General features: G+C 72.8%; 13 protein-coding genes and 1 tRNA gene. 9 read left to right on the top strand and 5 right to left on the bottom strand.

Annotation, left to right across the window (positions count from 1 at the left end):
• The first annotated feature begins 115 nt into the window (after nt 1–115).
• Nucleotides 116–1618 carry a hypothetical protein gene (locus C6Y14_RS09290; protein ID WP_107016061.1) on the top strand — a complete coding sequence of 501 codons (1503 nt, stop codon included), beginning with the start codon at nt 116–118 and terminating at the stop codon, nt 1616–1618.
• 60 nt (nt 1619–1678) lie between these two features.
• On the opposite strand, the gene C6Y14_RS09285 is transcribed toward C6Y14_RS09290, so the two are convergent.
• Nucleotides 1679–2275, bottom strand: coding sequence for a histidine phosphatase family protein (locus tag C6Y14_RS09285; RefSeq protein WP_107016060.1), 597 nt, complete (start codon nt 2273–2275; stop codon nt 1679–1681).
• Nucleotides 2276–2482: 207 nt separating this feature from the next.
• On the opposite strand from C6Y14_RS09285, the gene C6Y14_RS09280 reads away from it, so the two are divergent.
• The 7 genes from C6Y14_RS09280 (at nt 2483) to C6Y14_RS09250 (ending at nt 9208) form a co-directional block, all read left to right on the top strand.
• Nucleotides 2483–3478: a phosphatase PAP2 family protein gene (locus C6Y14_RS09280; RefSeq protein ID WP_107016059.1), complete on the top strand. Its 996-nt coding sequence runs from the start codon at nt 2483–2485 to the stop codon at nt 3476–3478.
• The gene (locus C6Y14_RS09275; protein ID WP_225891006.1) at nt 3402–4727 is read left to right on the top strand and encodes a hypothetical protein; all 1326 of its coding nucleotides are present in this window, start codon (nt 3402–3404) and stop codon (nt 4725–4727) included. The genes C6Y14_RS09280 and C6Y14_RS09275 overlap by 77 nt, the downstream gene beginning before the upstream one ends.
• Nucleotides 4724–6346, top strand: a complete 1623-nt coding sequence (locus tag C6Y14_RS09270) for a hypothetical protein (RefSeq protein WP_107016058.1) — start codon at nt 4724–4726, stop codon at nt 6344–6346. The genes C6Y14_RS09275 and C6Y14_RS09270 overlap by 4 nt, the downstream gene beginning before the upstream one ends.
• On the top strand, nt 6343–7677 hold the full coding sequence (locus tag C6Y14_RS09265; protein ID WP_107016057.1) for an AAA domain-containing protein: 1335 nt from the start codon (nt 6343–6345) through the stop codon (nt 7675–7677). The genes C6Y14_RS09270 and C6Y14_RS09265 overlap by 4 nt, the downstream gene beginning before the upstream one ends.
• 141 nt (nt 7678–7818) lie before the next feature.
• The gene (locus tag C6Y14_RS09260; RefSeq protein WP_107016056.1) at nt 7819–8184 is read left to right on the top strand and encodes a hypothetical protein; all 366 of its coding nucleotides are present in this window, start codon (nt 7819–7821) and stop codon (nt 8182–8184) included.
• Nucleotides 8185–8493: 309 nt separating this feature from the next.
• On the top strand, nt 8494–9144 hold the full coding sequence (locus tag C6Y14_RS09255; RefSeq protein ID WP_107016055.1) for a bifunctional DNA primase/polymerase: 651 nt from the start codon (nt 8494–8496) through the stop codon (nt 9142–9144).
• A tRNA-Lys gene (locus tag C6Y14_RS09250) sits at nt 9135–9208 on the top strand. The genes C6Y14_RS09255 and C6Y14_RS09250 overlap by 10 nt, the downstream gene beginning before the upstream one ends.
• 73 nt (nt 9209–9281) lie before the next feature.
• On the opposite strand, the gene C6Y14_RS09245 is transcribed toward C6Y14_RS09250, so the two are convergent.
• Nucleotides 9282–10673: a M6 family metalloprotease domain-containing protein gene (locus C6Y14_RS09245; protein WP_199854683.1), complete on the bottom strand. Its 1392-nt coding sequence runs from the start codon at nt 10671–10673 to the stop codon at nt 9282–9284.
• Between the two features lie 620 nt (nt 10674–11293).
• On the opposite strand from C6Y14_RS09245, the gene C6Y14_RS09240 reads away from it, so the two are divergent.
• A complete protein-coding gene (locus tag C6Y14_RS09240; protein ID WP_404828762.1) occupies nt 11294–13138 on the top strand; it encodes a putative bifunctional diguanylate cyclase/phosphodiesterase in 1845 nt (614 codons plus the stop codon).
• A 36-nt stretch (nt 13139–13174) separates the two neighbouring features.
• On the opposite strand, the gene C6Y14_RS09235 is transcribed toward C6Y14_RS09240, so the two are convergent.
• The 3 genes from C6Y14_RS09235 to C6Y14_RS09225 all read right to left on the bottom strand — a co-directional run bounded on the left by C6Y14_RS09235 (nt 13175) and on the right by C6Y14_RS09225 (nt 16102).
• Nucleotides 13175–14278, bottom strand: a complete 1104-nt coding sequence (locus tag C6Y14_RS09235; RefSeq protein ID WP_107016052.1) for an LLM class flavin-dependent oxidoreductase — start codon at nt 14276–14278, stop codon at nt 13175–13177.
• 295 nt (nt 14279–14573) lie between these two features.
• Nucleotides 14574–15305 (bottom strand): maleate cis-trans isomerase family protein, encoded by a 732-nt coding sequence (locus tag C6Y14_RS09230; protein ID WP_107016051.1) that lies wholly within the window; start codon nt 15303–15305, stop codon nt 14574–14576.
• Nucleotides 15302–16102, bottom strand: a complete 801-nt coding sequence (locus C6Y14_RS09225; protein ID WP_199854707.1) for a maleate cis-trans isomerase family protein — start codon at nt 16100–16102, stop codon at nt 15302–15304. The genes C6Y14_RS09230 and C6Y14_RS09225 overlap by 4 nt, the downstream gene beginning before the upstream one ends.
• Nucleotides 16103–16117: the final 15 nt, after the last annotated feature.

Here is a 16117-nt window from a genome sequence, read left to right as displayed (position 1 = left end):
CGTCACAGCGGGTACGTTCGAGCCCGCCGGAACCACAGGAGCGGCTCGATCACTCACATGATCAACTCGTGCCGGTTCCGGCATGGTTCGACGGTTCGCGAGAGAGGGCCCGGCCATGGCGTCGTCACCGACGACCTCGTCGTCCCAGTCACCTCGGCCACCTCGGCCGCCACGGCCGAATCTCGCCTTCCGGCGCCTGCGCGGACAGCGCTCGCCGGGCGAGTTCGCCGCCGCCGTGCGGCGGGCGGCCCGGGAGATCGACGAACGGGTCAGCTGCGACGCGCGCTACATCGGGCGGGTCGAGGCTGGCGAGATCCGCTGTCCCAACTACGCGTACGAACGGGTTTTCCTGCACATGTTCCCCGGCCGGACACTGACCGACCTGGGCTTCGTACCCCGTTCGGCGGTACGTGGACGGGGGGCGCGTACCGCCGAGGTGGCGCCCGTTGCACGCACCACGAGCCCGCTGTCCGCCCCGCATGAGACGGACGGGGCGTACGAGCCGTATGTAACGACACACGACCCGTACACGTCGTACGACCCGCACGCCCCGTACGACCCGCACGAGATCGACGATCAGAACCACGAGGAGAGCGACGTGCAACGTCGCGCATTCATGAGCGGCGGTACCGCCACGGTGGCGGCCGCCTCGCTGGGCCCCTGGGGGCTCGCGTTCGGCGGTACGGCCGAGGCCGCGCCGCGTTCCGTGCGCCGCGCCGGCGAAGCCGAGGCGGGGGCGCTGGAAGAGGCCGTCCGCAAGATCCGCCTGCTGGACGACCGGCACGGCGCCGACGGGCTGTACCGGAGGGCGGCGGCTCCGCTGCGGGCCGCGTACGCCCTGCTGGACGCCGGCGCCGCACGGCAGGCGACCGCCGATCGGCTGCACACGGGCGCCGGTGAGCTGGCCATCTCGGTGGGCTGGCTGGCGCACGACTCGGGGCGGTTCGACGACGCCCGCTCGCACTACGCGGAGGCGCTCGCGACGGCCCGGGTGGCCAGGGACCCGGCCCTGGAGGCGCACGCCTTCTGCAACACGTCCTTCCTCGCCCGGGACGCGGGACGGCCCCGCGAGGCGGTACGGGCGGCCCAGGCCGCCCAGTACGCGGCGCGTCCCCTCGGCTCGGCCCGGCTCCTGTCGCTGCTCGCGCTGCGCGAGGCGGGCGGCTGGGCGGGGCTGGCCGACCGGAGGGGCTGCGAGCAGGCACTGACCCGGGCGCAGGCCCTGTACGGGCGTGGCCCCTGCGACGCCGACCCGGAGTGGATGAGCTTCTACGGAGACGCCGAACTGGCCGGCCTGGAGGCGCAGTGCTGGTCGACGCTCGGCGACTGGCAGCGCGCCGCCCACCAGGCCCGCCGGGCGACCCGGCTCCAGGACCCGCACTTCACCCGCAACCTCGCGCTGTACACGGCCGAACTCGCCGACGACCTGGCCCGCGCCGGGCACCCGGACGAGGCCGCCGCGGCCGGGCTGCGCGTCCTGGACCTGCTGGACGAGGTCCAGTCGTCCCGGGTGCAGACCATGCTGGCGGGCACGGCCAGGGTCCTGCTGCCGCACCGCCGCGCGTCGGGGGTGTCGGACTTCCTGGAACGGCACGGGGCCCTGCCGCGACCGGCCTAGACCGTGCCGGGGCCGAGCCGTACCAAGGCCGGGCCGTTCCGGGGCCAAGCCATGACCGGGCTACGGGATCAGGTGGCCGCAGTCGTTCCAGGTCTCGATCGCGGGCTCTCCGTAGGCCCAGCCCAGGACCGAGAGGGACGTGGGGTTGAGGCGGACGCGGGCCGCGAAGTCGATGTCGAAGCCGAGCCAGCGGGCGCCGATCGACCGCAGGATGTGGCCGTGGGCGAAGATCAGCACGTCACGCTCCCCGGCGCGGACCCGTTCGACGACCTCGTCCGCGCGCGCGGAGACCTCCGCGAGGGTCTCGCCCCCGGGCACACCGTCCCGCCAGATCAGCCAGTCGGGGCGGTCGGCCCTGATCTCGTCGGGGGTCAGACCCTCGTACGCGCCGTAGTCCCACTCCATGAGCGCGTCCCAGGGGGTCGCCCGGCCGCCGAAGCCGGCGATCTCGCAGGTCTCACGCGCGCGTGCCAGCGGGCTGGTGAGGACCTCCGCTCCGGAGAGCCCGTCCAGCGGCGCCCTGTGCAGACGCTCGCCGAGCAGTTTCGCACCGCGTCTGCCCTCGTCCAGGAGAGGGATGTCGGTCCTGCCGGTGTGCTTGCCGGACAGCGACCATTGCGTCTGTCCGTGCCGGGCCAGCAGGATGCGCGGTGCCATGAAAGGGCCTTTCGGGGAAACTCGGGCGGGTGAACCGCAGAAGAACGAGGGATGGATCACTTCAATCATGGCGCACGCGCGCGAGAAGCAACCCGGCGGGCGATCTACGCGTCTTTGAGCACCGGGGGCGCCCCCACAGGGGAAGCGCACAGACCGTACATTGGTCCGCGGCACTGCGCGCGGGGGAGCAGGAGGGGGAGGAATCGGATGCTGCGGACCGATGCACCAGTCAGCGAGGCGGCACCACGAATCCGCCTCCGCTGGTGGACCGAGCTGCCCCTGATCCTGCTGGTCTACGGGGCCTACTCGGCGGGACGGCTCCTCGCGCGCGGGGATGTGACCCATGCCGTCGACCACGGCCTGGCGATCCTGCGGGTGGAGAAGTTCTTCTTCCTGAACGCCGAGCACCCGCTGAACCGCCTGTTCACGCGTGAGCCCTGGCTCGGCATCCCGGCGGACTTCTGGTACGCGTCACTGCACTACATGGTGACGCCCGCCGTCCTCATCTGGCTCTTCCGGTCCCGCGCGGTGCGCTACCGGGCCGCCCGGACCTGGCTGATGACGTCCACGTTCATGGGCCTGATCGGTTTCACCCTGCTGCCGACCTGCCCGCCGCGGCTGCTGTCGGCGAGCCACGGGTTCGTCGACACGATGGCCCAGTACAGCGACTACGGCTGGTGGGGCGGCGAGGCGAGCGCGCCCCGCGGACTCGGCGGCATGACGAACCAGTACGCGGCGATGCCGAGCCTGCACTGCGGCTGGGCCCTGTGGTGCGGTGTGATGCTCTGGATGTACGGCGGCACGCGGCTCACCAAGATCGCGGGCGTCCTGTATCCGCTGATCACGACGATCGTGGTGATGGGCACCGCCAACCACTACTTCCTGGACGCGGTCGCGGGCTTCGCCGTCATGGGCATCGGATTCCTGCTCACCCGGCCGGTGCTGCGGCTCGCGGACACCTTCCGGGCACGGTTCGGGATCCGTCCCTTCGCACCGGCCCTCGGGGGTCCCCCGGCCGCGCCTCCGATCGCCTCGCACGACGCAGGTTCCTCAATTGTCAGTGCAGGGTGCCAGACTTCGCCGGGTGAGCGACTTCCCCGACAACGCAAGGTCCCAGCCACCCCGGGTGCCGCCGAGCCGGGAGCCGAACCGGCAGCCAGTCCCGTCGACTCGGAGGACGAGACTCCGGCACCGGCTCGCTGAGCTGCGCGGCCCGGCCGTCCCGCCGCAGCCGCTGGACGCGCGCGCCCTCGCGGCGCTCGCGGCGAATCCGGGGTGCCGCCGGCGCGCGATCCTCGACGGCGCGGGCGTGAACAAGGCGGTGCTGGCGAGCGCGCTCGGTTCGCCGTCGGCCTTCGGGCAGTCGCAGTTCGCGTTCATGCGGGGCAACGCCTTCGAGGCGCGGGTCAAGGCCGACGGGGGCGCGGAGCTGCTGCGGCTCGTGCACGAGAAGCTGGACGCGGAGGCCGAACCGCCCGTCGGCGGCGCGGTGCCCGACCTCGGCGCCAGCGGCCCCGAGGGGCGCACCGCCCGTACGGCGCTGGCGCTGCGCGAGGCCACCGCGGCGGGCGGCTGGACGCTGCTCGACCACCCGCTGCTCGCCCTGGAGGTGGCGGGCTCCCCCGCCTTCCTGGAGCCGGACGCGGTGGTCGTGCACCCCGACGGCGCCTGGACGGTCGTCGAGATCAAGTCCTTCCCGATGCTGGACGGTTCGGCGGACCCCGCCAAGGTGGGCGCGGCGGCCCGCCAGTCCGCGGTGTACGTCCTGGCGCTGGAGCAGGTCGCGGCCCGGCTCGACCCCGCGCCCGAGGTTCACCACACGGTGCTGCTGGTCTGCCCGAAGGACTTCTCGAACCTGCCCACCGCGTCGGCCGTGGACGTCCGCAAGCAGTGCTCGGTGACCCGCCGCCAGCTGGAGCGCCTCACTCGTGTCGAGGACATCGCCGACGCGCTCCCGGAGGGCACCTGCTTCTCCCCCGACCTCCCCGCCGCCGAGCTGACGGCCGCGGTGGAGTCGGTCCCGGCGACCTACGTCCCCGAGTGCCTCGCCGCCTGCGAGCTGGCCTTCCACTGCCGCGCCCGCTCCCGCGCCGAGGGCGCGGTCACCTCGCTCGGCCGCTCCCTCCGAGCCGAACTCGGCGCCCTGACCACGGTCACCGACGTCCTCTCGGCGGCCCACGGCCACACGGGCGACCCCGAGGACCCCACGGTCGAAGCCCTCCGCAGAGCGGCAAAGCTCCGCATGGAAGCACTGGGCACACCAAGCCCCGCCATGGGCAAGGGCGACGCCGCACCCGGCCCCGCAAGGGGCGCGGGGAACGGCGCGGCCGGCCACGACGGCGCGGCACCCGACAACGAACCCCAGGTCCCAGGCCCCTCCAGGGGCGCGGGGAACGGCGCGACCAGCCACGACGCAGCGGCACCCGACAATGAACCCCAGGGGTCGAAATGACCCTGATCACCACCCTCGCCAGGCTGGAAGCCGTGAGCACCGGCCGAGCCCAGCCCCTCACCACCGTCCGCCACCGCCACCTCACCGACCACCCCCTGGTCCTCGTCCCGCTCACCACGGCGGGCGAGGCCGGCGCCCCCCTGGGCGCACTGGTCGGCACGGACCGCGACGCACCACGCCTCCTCGTCGTGCCGCAGCCCCGCGACCGCGACCTCCGCTTCGCGTTCCTCACCGAGCTCGCGGACATCGTCCTTCCGTACATCGACGCCTACGCGGACGACGTCGAGGCCGCCGAGCGCAACGAGACCGACCCGGAGACCGGCAAGCGGGTCAAGGTCGAGGTCGAACTGTGCGCGGACGCACCGCAGTTGATCGTTCCGGGCCGGGCCGGCATCGAACTCGTACGGCTGCTGGGGCGTTCCATGCGGTTCCGGCGCACCGCCGAGCAGGACCCGGAGACCCCGTACCCCGCGCCGCCACGCGTGCCGCTGCTCGGGCGGTGGCTCACGCACTACGGGGAGCGCGCGCGGGTGCCGGGCTCGTCGCTCCTGACGGCCCTCACCGACGCCCTGTCCCGGCACTGGGCCACCGGCCAGTCCTCCCTGGAGGACCAGCACCTCGGCGCGCTGCTCGCCTGGATCGACCCGCCGCGGGGCGAGTCGGGCGCCGAGGCGGCGCTGCGGGCCGAGTTGGAGCGGGACGCCCAGGGCCAGCTCGTCTGCCCGCCCGCGGGACCGGCCACCGACCCGGCCTTCGACAACAAGCTGCTCGCCCCGGCGATCGAGCGCTACGACCGCGCGCGTACGGCGTTCGCCGCCGCCGAGGACGGTGTCGAGGCGGACGACCGGCTCGGTGAACTCACCGCCGCGGAGCGGCAGATCCACGAGCTGGTGGCCAGCCGCACCCGGCCCACCTGGGACGCGGTGTGGCACGGCCTGGACCTGCTGCGGACCCTGCCCGAGGGCCCGCGCGCGGCCGACCGGTGGACCCGCGACCGCTGGTCGTTCACCGGCCACCGGGACCGGGTCCTCGCCGGTGAGCCGCCGCAGCCGCGCCGCGACGACGCGGTCACGGCGGCGAACAAGCTGGCCACGCGCGAGCGCGAACAGGCCCGGCTGGAGGCGCAGGAGGCCCTAGACGACCCGCTGGTCATGGCCGGGCGCCGGCTCGGGGGTGAGGCCTTCGCGGGTGAGGTCATCGATGTCGTGATGGCGTACAGCGAGGGGAAGCGGGCCGCCCCGCGCCCCCTGGTGACCGTACGGACGGACGACCGGCCGCATCTCGGCGAGCGCGCGAAGGTCTACCGCTCGCTCGGCGGGAAGCCGCAGTCGGCGGAATTCGTGGGGTACGAGGCGGACGGTTCGGCCGGTGTCTCCGACAACGGCGGCGTCCTCGTCGTGCTGCGGATCCTCGACAAGATGGGCCGCGGCAAGGAGCCCGAGCCCGGATCCGTACCGGAGAAGGGCGAACCGCTCTGCTTCACGCTCTTCGAGCACGAGCAGCGGGGCGGCGCGAAGCTGCCCGAGCCGGAGGACACGCCGTGGACGCACGGCGGGCCGCCCGGAGAGACCGAAGCCGCCCCGCCGCCCGACGCCGTGACCCCGGAGGACGTTCTGTGACCACCGTGTTCGACCCGGGGGCCGAGGCCGCCCGCGCCACCGACGCGATCCTGCGCGACACCCTGCACGGGGCGCACCGCGGGGTCGTGGTCGACTCACCGCCCGGCGCGGGCAAGTCCACGCTCGTCGTCCGGGCCGCGCTCGAACTGGCCCAGGCCGGGCGCCCGTTGATGGTCATCGCCCAGACGAACGCGCAGGTGGACGACCTGGTGGTGCGGCTCGCCGAGAAGAACCCGGAGCTGCCCGTCGGCCGACTGCACAGCAGCGACTCCGACCCGTACGACAAGGCGCTCGACGAGCTGCCGAACGTCCGCAAGTCGGCGAAGGCGGGCGACCTCGCCGGGCTCGACGTGGTGATCTCGACGGCCGCGAAGTGGGCGCACGTCAAGGGGGTCGAGCCGTGGCGGCACGCGATCGTCGACGAGGCGTACCAGATGCGGTCGGACGCGCTGCTCGCCGTGGCGGGGCTGTTCGAACGGGCGCTGTTCGTGGGCGACCCGGGCCAGCTGGACCCGTTCGCGATCGTCGGCTCGGAGCAGTGGGCGGGCCTGTCGTACGACCCCTCCGCCTCGGCCGTGACGACCCTCCTCGCGCACAATCCGGAGCTGCCGCAGCACCGGCTGCCGGTCTCCTGGCGGCTCCCCGCCTCCGCGGCGCCGCTGGTCTCGGCCGCCTTCTACCCCTTCACGCCGTTCCGCAGCGGCACCGGCCACGGCGACCGGCGGCTCGCCTTCGCCGTGCCGTCGGACGGTTCGGCCCCCGACCGCGTCATCGACGAGGCTGCCGAGTCGGGCTGGGGCCTGCTGGAGCTGCCCGCCCGGCACACCCCGCGTACGGACCCGGAGGCGGTCCGGGCCCTCGCCCTGGTCGTACGCCGGCTGCTGGACCGGGGCGGCGCGGCGACCTCGGAGCGGTCCCCCGACGCGGCCCCGCTGACGGCCGACCGCATCGCCGTCGGCACGGCCCACCGTGACCAGGCGGCGGCCGTGCGCGCGGCGCTGGCCGAGCTGGGCGTCCCGGAGGTGACGGTCGACACGGCGAACCGGCTGCAGGGCCGCGAGTTCGACGTGACCGTCGTCCTGCACCCCCTGTCGGGCCGCCCCGACGCGACGGCCTTCCATCTGGAGACGGGCCGCCTGTGCGTGCTGGCCTCACGCCACCGGCACGCCTGCATCGTCGTGTGCCGCGCCGGTGTCACCGACCTCCTGGACGACCATCCCTCCACGGAGCCGGTGCAGCTGGGCGTCACGGTGAAGTTCCCGGACGGGTGGGAGGCGAACCACGCGGTGTTCTCGCATCTGTCTGAACACCGGGTGGTGTGGGAGTCGTAAGGGAGCGCGTAAGCGTGTGCGGGGGTGTTCGGGGGTTCGGGGGCGTGCATGGAGGCCGGTGGCCCTCTTGCGCGGTCAAGGGACAATGGACGGTGGCCCGCCCACAAGGACGGGCCGACCGCTGTACGAGGAGGAGAAGTCATGGCGGAGCCCACGCCGCGTCGGAACGAGCCGCGGCTTCGCCCCGCGCCGCTGCTCTTCGAGCCGGCGGAGGCGGCGACCGATCCGGAGCACTTCTTCGACCTGGAGTCGATAGACGATCCGCTGGCGTTGCTGGCGCGCTCCACGGAGCTGGCGCTCGCGTTCCGTGCGGCGACCGATCGGGCCGTGGAGTTCCAGGCGATGGCCGCGGCGCAGCTTGCGGATCCTCGGCGGTTCGATCGGCTGACCCCGGCGGAGGTCGCTGCGCGGGCCGAGTGGACCGAGGACTATGCGATGAAGATGGTGGAGTTCGGGCGGGAGTTGTTGCGGGGGGCTGACGCGGAGGGGTATGCGGATCCGGTGTGATCGCCCTTCCGGGCGGGGGTTGGTCGTCGGGTGCGGGTCCGGTGGGGGCTGATCGCGCAGTTCCCCGCGCCCCTTGAAGGCCAAAGACCGCGCCGTTCCCCGCGCCCCCAGGGGCTGCGCCCCCTCAAGACAAAAAGATTGCGCCGTTCCCCGCGCCCCTCAAAGACAAAATATTGCGCCGTTCCCCGCGCCTCTGAGAGGTGGCCTGGCATATGCCAGGTGGGCAAGATACTCCAACCTGTCCTCTCCTGTCCTGGGTTCTCGCAACTCTGTGGGAGCGGGTGATCACGGCGGGTAGACCTGGGTGGTATGAGCATCGATGGGAACTACGGCGGGGGCGGGGTCACCGGGGTCACTCCCGAGGGCGCTGCCTGGCTCGCCTCGGCAGGAACGTATCCGCGTAGCACCCGCGTCCTGTGGGAGGACCGGCCCACCGCCCCGGTGGTCCTCGCCTGCGGGTCCGCCTTCGACGTCGTCAACGCCCCCGCCCTGTTCGGCCGCCTCATGCTCGACGGGCTCTGGGACGAGGGGCCGGGCTCGGGTCCCGTGGCCGCCCACCGGGGCCGGATGCTCCTGTTCGCCGCCCCCGGCACGGCGCAGCGCCTGCCCTCACTGCTGGAGTGGGAGGAGTGGGGGTCGGGCGGCGCCTCGGCGCGGGGCCGGGCCATCCCGCCGCTCCTGTGTCACGGCACCGGTGACGCGGTGACCGTCCCCGCCCCGGCCCCCTTCGCGCCGCCGGAGCCGGCCGCCGCCACGCACCTCGGTTCCCGCTGGCTGGTCGCCCCCGACACCCGCGCTCCCTGGCTGCCGGGGCCGGAGATCATGCTGTGGGCGGCACTGCGAGCGGCCCGGTCAGCGGCCCGGCGACGGCTCTCGGAGCCCTTTCCCGCGGCGCCGATATCGATTTTTCCTCCCGCCGATCAGGATGCTAAGGTCTACGACGTCAGCAGGCGCCGCTAGCTCAGTTGGTTAGAGCAGCTGACTCTTAATCAGCGGGTCCGGGGTTCGAGTCCCTGGCGGCGCACAGACGGTGGGAAGCCCCTCGCGGAAGCGGGGGGCTTTTCGCATGTCCGCACCGACCGGCCCCTTCGGGCCGTCTACGGCCTGTGGTCGTCGCGGCCGGTCGAGATCGTCACCGTCCACGCGCCCGACGCCGTCCGGTCCGACACCTCGACCCGTACGCCCTCCCCGGGCACGGTAAAGCTCTCTCCGAGGCCGACCGGCGCGTCCGCGAGGGGGGCGTAGACCGAGTCGTCCCAGCAGGTCCCGGAACCGGGGTGCGCGTCGACCACCTCGATGGGCCCGCGGCCGGACTCCGCCCCGCCGCGCACGCGGTAGACGAGCACTCCCTGTGAACAGGCCTCCTCGTCGTTGCCGGCCGGTCCCCGTACCTCGAAGGCGATGGCGCTGTCGCGTGCGGTCCGCACCACCGCCAGCTTCGTCCCGCCCGCCGTCCCGAGCCCCGCCCATCCGGGCCCGGACGACAGCTCGGATCCCGGCGCGCCGGCCGCGGTACCGTGCGCCGCGGTACCGCCCGCCGCGACCCCCGCCGCCCCCGCCGCCAGCGGCTCCAGCGTCAGTCGCGTACCCCGTCCGCCGGCATCCCGTACGCACGCCACCTGACGTGGTTCCAACCACCCGAGTTTCCATTTGTGCCAGCCGAAGAGGTCGGGGGCGAGTCCGAACTGGCTGCCCATGAGGTCCCAGTCGCCGACGTACGTGTCCCAGTCGCCCTTGCCGTCGACGGGCCGGTGGTAGAGGTCGGGCAGGTCGAAGACGTGGCCGGTCTCGTGGGCGAGGACCAGCCGGTCCGGCGGGTGCTTCTCGAACACCGTGACGACCCGGCGGATGTCCGTCCCGTCGGCGCGCAGCGGGACGTCCATGTTCACGACCTTCGTGGCGTCCGAGTCGACTCCGGGGGCGTCGGGATCGGCGACGAAGTAGACGACGTCGTAGCGGGAGAAGTCGACCCGGCTGTCCGCCGCCGCGAGGGCGTCCCGCAGATACGCGGAGCGCGACGCCGCGTTCCAGTCGCGCTGTATGGCGTACGCGGTCGACGGCCGCGGCATCCGGATCCATTCGCGCAGCGGGTGCGGGCGCAGCTCGAACTTTCCGTACGAGGCCCGTTCGAAGAAGCGGCTGGTGGCCGGGAAGTGGTCGGCCGTCAGTTCGGCGGGCCTGGTCAGTGGGGTGGCGTCGGGGAAGGAGAGGAAGACCATCACCGCGTCCAGGCGGCGGGCGGGCCGCGGATAGGCGGCGTTCCAGGTGTCCACGCCCTCGGAGTGGTGGGCCGCGGTCCGTTTCAGCGCGCACGGCATGGAGAGCGGCACGGCGGCGGTGGGGACCGCGAGGGAGGTGGCCGCGAGCGCCGCCATGGAGGTGAACACGGCCGCGGGCATCCGCCATCCGTGTCCGGTCCACACCTGCCCGTACCAACGGGGTCGGACCCCGCCACGGGTGAGCCCCTTGAGGGGGAGCAGACGCGGCACGTCGACCTCCGGATGCGGAATTCGGGATACCGCAACCAGCCTGTGACGATTTGTTCTTCTACGTCCTGTTTATCTGATCCAAAGGAGTGAGCGGGCCGACACCCGACCGAGAACATCGGGGAGCACCAGGGGGGCGCCAGGACGCGCCGACACCCCGAGCACTCACGGAACGTCACAAGTGATCGGCCGGTGAAGGAACCTGTCCAGGTGCGGGCAGAAACGATCTGTCAGAAAGGGGTGCCCTTCCGGGACACTGGACGGTAGCTGGAAGGCCTAACGGCCAGCCTCTATGATCGGCACACTTTCCTGCGCGGGCACGGCTGGAGCGGCCGTCCATCACCGGCCGACCCCCGACGAGACCTGTACGACGAACGAGTGCACAGCGGGAGCGAACGGTGAGCGGAACGTCCGATGGACCGGCGCCCACGGCAGACCTCGTGCGGTCGGCCGTCACAGAGAGTCATGCCACGAGCTCTCTTCGTGCCGGGACCCTTTCCCATGAGGAACGGGCTCGACGTGTCGAGCCCCTGGTGGACCCCCTGGTGGAGCCCCTGATCGACACCCCCGTCGATCTGTCGGCCGGGCTTCCGGTCGGCCTCTCGTCGAAGTTCCCGGTCGGTCTGGCCGCGGGACTTCCGGCGAGGCTGTCGGCCGCCGCCCCGGCCGGACCCCCTGCGCGCCCGGAGGGCGGGTCAGGGGGCGGTACGGGCGTCGACGGCCGTACGTTTCGAGCCACCTTCGCCGCCGCACCCCTCGCGATGGCCGTCGTGGACCGCGAGGGCCGGGTCGTCACGGCCAACGACACCCTGGCCGCGCTGCTCGGCACGGGCTCCGACGGGGAGGGCCTGGTCGGCCGCATCGCCGCCGACCTGGTCGACCTCGCCTCGGACGCCCGTACGTGGCACGCGTACCGCGAGGTGCTCCGCGGGCGGCAGGCCCGGCTGCGCTGCACCCGGCGCCTCAAGCATCCCGACGGTCACTCGCTGTGGGCGCAGGTGACGGTCAGTCCGCTGCCCGAGGAGGAGCGGGCAGTGCTGATCTCGGTCTCCGACATCAGCGGCCGCCGGGAGCTCCAGGCGCGGCTGCGGCATCTGCAGATGCACGATCCGGTGACCCGGCTGCCCAACCGCACCCTGTTCTTCGAGCGGCTCTCGGCCGCGCTGGAGGCCGAGGCGTACGAGGAGTCGGGCACCGGCCGGATCGGGCTGTGCTACCTGGACCTGGACGGATTCAAGGCCGTCAACGACACGCTCGGCCACCGCGTCGGCGACCGGCTGCTGGCGGCCGTCGCCGAACGGCTGACCCGCTGCGCGAACGAGGCCGGGTACGCGAGAACGGCCACCCCGCTGGTCGCCCGGCTCGGCGGCGACGAGTTCGCGCTGCTGGTCGAGGACTCGACGGGTACGGAACAGCTCGCGGACCTGGCCGATTCCGTGCTCAAGTCCTTGCAGGTGCCCTTCGACCTGTCCGGGCAGCGGCTGTCGGTCTCGGCCTCGATCGGTGTCGTGGAGCGGCACGCGGCCGGTACCACCGCGACCGGTCTGATGCAGGCCGCCGACACGACGCTGTACTGGGCGAAGGCCGACGGCAAGGCCCGCTGGACGCTCTTCGACCCGGAGCGCAACGCCCACCGCATGACCCGCCAGGCGCTCTCCTCCACGCTGCGTCCCGCGGTCGAACGCGGGGAGTTCACCCTGGAGTACCAGCCGCTGGTCTGCATGGAGGACGGCGTGGTGCGCGGCGTCGAGGCACTGGTGCGATGGAACCATCCTCAGTTCGGCACACTGACGCCGAATCGGTTCATCGGACTGGCCGAGGAGGACGGTTCGATCGTCCAGCTCGGCCGCTGGGTGCTGGCCACCGCCTGCCGCCAGGCCCGCCGCTGGCAGCTGGACCACCCGGACGCGGAGCCGATCTTCGTCAGCGTCAACGTGGCGGTGCGGCAGGTCTGGGACTCCGACCTGGTGTCCGACGTGGCGGCCATCCTCGCGGAGACCGGGCTCGCCCCGCACCTGCTCCAGCTGGAACTCACCGAGTCCGCCGTGATGGGCTCCGCGGGCCGGCCCCTCCAGGCCCTCCAGGCGCTCAGCGACATGGGCGTGGGCATCGCCATCGACGACTTCGGCACGGGGTACTCGAACCTCGCCTACCTCAGCCGGCTGCCCGTCTCGGTGCTGAAGCTCGACGGGTCGTTCGTCCGGGGCTTCCAGTACGAGAACGGGGAGTACGAGGGCGCGGACGGCACCGGCACACCGCCCAACCCGGCCGACGAGGTCGTCGTCGAGGCGATGATCCAGCTGGCGCACCGGCTCGGCCTCACCGTCACCGCCGAGTGCGTGGAGACGGCGGGCCAGGCGACCCGGCTGCGGCGCATCGGCTGCGACACCGGCCAGGGCTGGCTGTACTCCCGGCCGGTGGCGCCGGATCGTATCTCCGCGCTCCTGTCGGCGGCGGCCGTCCCGTAGAGCGCGGGGTCGTGATCGTGCCCGACCGGACGGGTCCTATACGGGCAGTCCGTACGCGTCCGCGATGAGCTCGTACGAACGCAGGCGTACGGCGCCGCTGTGGGCGTTGGCGGTGAGCATCAGCTCGTCGGCGCCCGTGCGCTTCTGCAGGTCGTCCAGGCCGGAGCGGACCTCGTCGGCCGTGCCGTGGACGACGTTCGCGTTCCACGAGTCGACGAACTCCCGCTCCATCGGACTGAAGTCGTACGCCGCCGCCTCCTCCGGAGTGGGGACCAGGCCGGGGCGGCCGGTGCGCAGACGGACCATGTTCAGCGCGGCGGCCTCCACCTGCCGGCGGGCCTCCTTCTCGTCGTCCGTCGCGAGCGCGGAGACGCCGATGAGGGCGTAGGGCTCGTCGAGGACGCCCGAGGGCCGGAAGGACTCCCGGTAGAGGTCGAGCGCCGGGACGGTGTTCTGCGCCGAGAAGTGGTGCGCGAAGGCGAAGGGCAGACCGAGGGTGCCGGCGAGGCGGGCACTGAAGCCGGAGGAGCCGAGCAGCCACACGGGCGGCCGGTGCGGGGACTGGACACCGCCCGGCGAGGTCGCCTGGACCGGGCCCGGGACCGCGTGGATCCGGGCATACGGGTGACCGTCCGGGAAGTCGTCGTCCAGGAATCGGGTCAGTTCCGCGAGCTGCTGGGGGAAATCGTCGGCGCCCTCGTTCAGGCGGTCCGAGCGGCGCAGGGCCGCGGCCGTGGCACCGTCCGTGCCCGGGGCCCGGCCCAGACCCAGGTCGATACGGCCCGGGGCCATCGCTTCGAGCGTGCCGAACTGCTCCGCGATGACCAAGGGGGCGTGGTTCGGCAGCATCACGCCGCCGGAACCCAGGCGGATACGGGTCGTGTGGGCGGCCAGGTGGGCGAGGATCACGGCCGGCGAACTGGAGGCCACGCCCGGCATGGAGTGGTGCTCGGCCACCCAGTAGCGGTGGAAGCCGCGGGCTTCCGCCAGGCGGGACAGCTCCACCGCTGTCCGCAGGGACTCGGTCGCGGTGTGGCCTGCGCCGACTGTGACCAGGTCCAGGACGGAGAGGGGGACGGGGGCGGTGCCCTTCGCTTCCGCTCGGATGTCGCTGGTCTCGGTGGGCGTGTGGTCCGCCACGGTGGTTCCTCCTGTTGTTGCTCGCGATGTCCGCGAATCCCTAACAGGAGGTTGTCTCCGCTTATTCCCTCGCCCCCGCCGCCCCTACCCGTTCCCGTACCTGCCTCAGGGGCTCCGCCCCCGAACCCCCGGTCCTCAAACGCCGGACGGGCTGAATACGTCGCGGGCGGGCTGAGAGATGTCGGCGCAGCCGCAACTCTCAGCCCGTCCGGCGTTTGAGGACAAAGGGGGGCGAGGGGGCGCAGCCCCCATGCAGTGACGGGAGGGTAGGGGCGGCGGGGGCGAGGAAGAGCCCCTACGCCTGCACCGGGCGGGCCCTCGTGAACAGCGCGCCCAACCCCGGCGCGTTCGCCCGGCGGTCGGTGAGGCGCAGGGCCTCCCAGACCGTGACCTGGTTGGCGGTCAGGACCGGCTTGCCGAGCGCCGCCTCCAGCGAGGGGAGGAAGGAGGCCGTGTGCAGCGCGGTGTCGGGCAGCAGCACCACCTCCGCCTCGGGGTGATCGGCCGCACGGGCAAGAGCCAGCACCTCGGCCTCCCCCCACGTCCCGACCTCCGCGGCCGTGATGATCCCGGAGCCCCGCACGGAGAGCACCTCGAACCCCGCGTCCGTCAGGAACGAGGAGAAGAGTCCCGCCACGTCGTCCGGATACGTCGCCCCGATCGCGACCCGCTTCACCCCCAGCTCCCCCACCGCGTGGGCGAACGCGAAGGACGTGGAGGAGGCGGGCAGCCCCGCCGCCAGGGCGAGGGTGCGGACCTGGTCCTGGGCGCCCTGCCGGCCGTACACGAAGCTGCCGCTGGTGCAGGCCCAGACCACCGCCTCGGCTCCGGACAGCCGCAGCTCCTCGACCCCGGCGGCGAGCCGGCCGGCCGAGCCCATCTCCCGGAGGGCGTCCACGCGGTGGGCGTCCTCGCCGATGTCGGTGTGGACCACCTGGAGGCGGATGTCGCTGCCGAGGAGTTGCTCGATGCGCGGGTAGTCGTCCTCGGCCGAGTGACCCGGGTAGAGGAATCCGAGAGCCGTCATGCCCAACCTTCCTGTTCTTCCGGCTGTTCCACCGGTAGTGCGGGCGGTACGGGCCGCGCTCGCGCCGTCGCGTCGATCAGCGCCTGGTACGGCCCCACGGCCCGGGTACCCAGGTGACGCAGCGCCGCCCACATCGTGACCTGGTTGGCCGAGATCACCGGGATGCGCAGCTCGGCCTCCAGCTGTGGGATGACGTCGTACGTCGGAAGGTTGGTGCAGCTGATGAAGAGCGCGTCGGCGGCCCCGCGCACCGCGCCGCGGGCCATGTCGACGACATCGCGGTACGGGACCTTCCAGATGTGCCTGGTCAAGCCCATGTAGGCGCGGCCGGTGACGGTGATGCCCGCCTCGGCGACGTACTCCTCCAGGGACTGGGTGACGGAGACGGTGTACGGGGTGACGAGTGCGATCCGGCGTACGCCCAGTTCCTCCAGTGCCTCCAGGAGGGCGCCGGACGTGGTCACGGACGGCAGCTCGCCGGCCCGGGTCATGGCCTCGCACATGGCGCGCTCGCCGGCGATCCCGCCGACGAAACTGCCGGACGTGCAGGCGTAGGCGACGATCTCGGGCTGGACGGCGTTCAGCGCGCGCACCGCGTCGCCGAGTGTCTCGTGCTCGCTGACCAGGCGTGCCAGGTCGAGGCTGACCTCGACGGGCACGAACGGTGTACGGGTGAGGTGCAGCGACACCTCGTCGGGCACCCAGCGCCACAGTTCGCGGTCGAGTGCGAAGTCGAAGGGAGCGACGACGCCGACACCCCGTTGAGGGTGCGGCCCACCAAGGAAGGAGACGTCCATGAGCAGCCCCAGACT

It is taken from the genome of Streptomyces dioscori (assembly GCF_003024195.1).
GTDB classification, from domain to species: domain Bacteria; phylum Actinomycetota; class Actinomycetes; order Streptomycetales; family Streptomycetaceae; genus Streptomyces; species Streptomyces dioscori.
This window is presented reverse-complemented; position numbering and strand designations above follow the sequence as displayed.

Coding starts and splice junctions, on each gene's coding strand:
- C6Y14_RS09260 (WP_107016056.1), top strand. CDS start 7,819: ATGGCGGAGCCCACGCCGCGTCGGAACGAGCCGCGGCTTCGCCCCGCG.
- C6Y14_RS09255 (WP_107016055.1), top strand. CDS start 8,494: ATGAGCATCGATGGGAACTACGGCGGGGGCGGGGTCACCGGGGTCACT.
- C6Y14_RS09270 (WP_107016058.1), top strand. CDS start 4,724: ATGACCCTGATCACCACCCTCGCCAGGCTGGAAGCCGTGAGCACCGGC.
- C6Y14_RS09285 (WP_107016060.1), bottom strand. CDS start 2,275: ATGGCACCGCGCATCCTGCTGGCCCGGCACGGACAGACGCAATGGTCG.
- C6Y14_RS09280 (WP_107016059.1), top strand. CDS start 2,483: ATGCTGCGGACCGATGCACCAGTCAGCGAGGCGGCACCACGAATCCGC.
- C6Y14_RS09230 (WP_107016051.1), bottom strand. CDS start 15,305: ATGACGGCTCTCGGATTCCTCTACCCGGGTCACTCGGCCGAGGACGAC.
- C6Y14_RS09225 (WP_199854707.1), bottom strand. CDS start 16,102: ATGGACGTCTCCTTCCTTGGTGGGCCGCACCCTCAACGGGGTGTCGGC.
- C6Y14_RS09290 (WP_107016061.1), top strand. CDS start 116: ATGGCGTCGTCACCGACGACCTCGTCGTCCCAGTCACCTCGGCCACCT.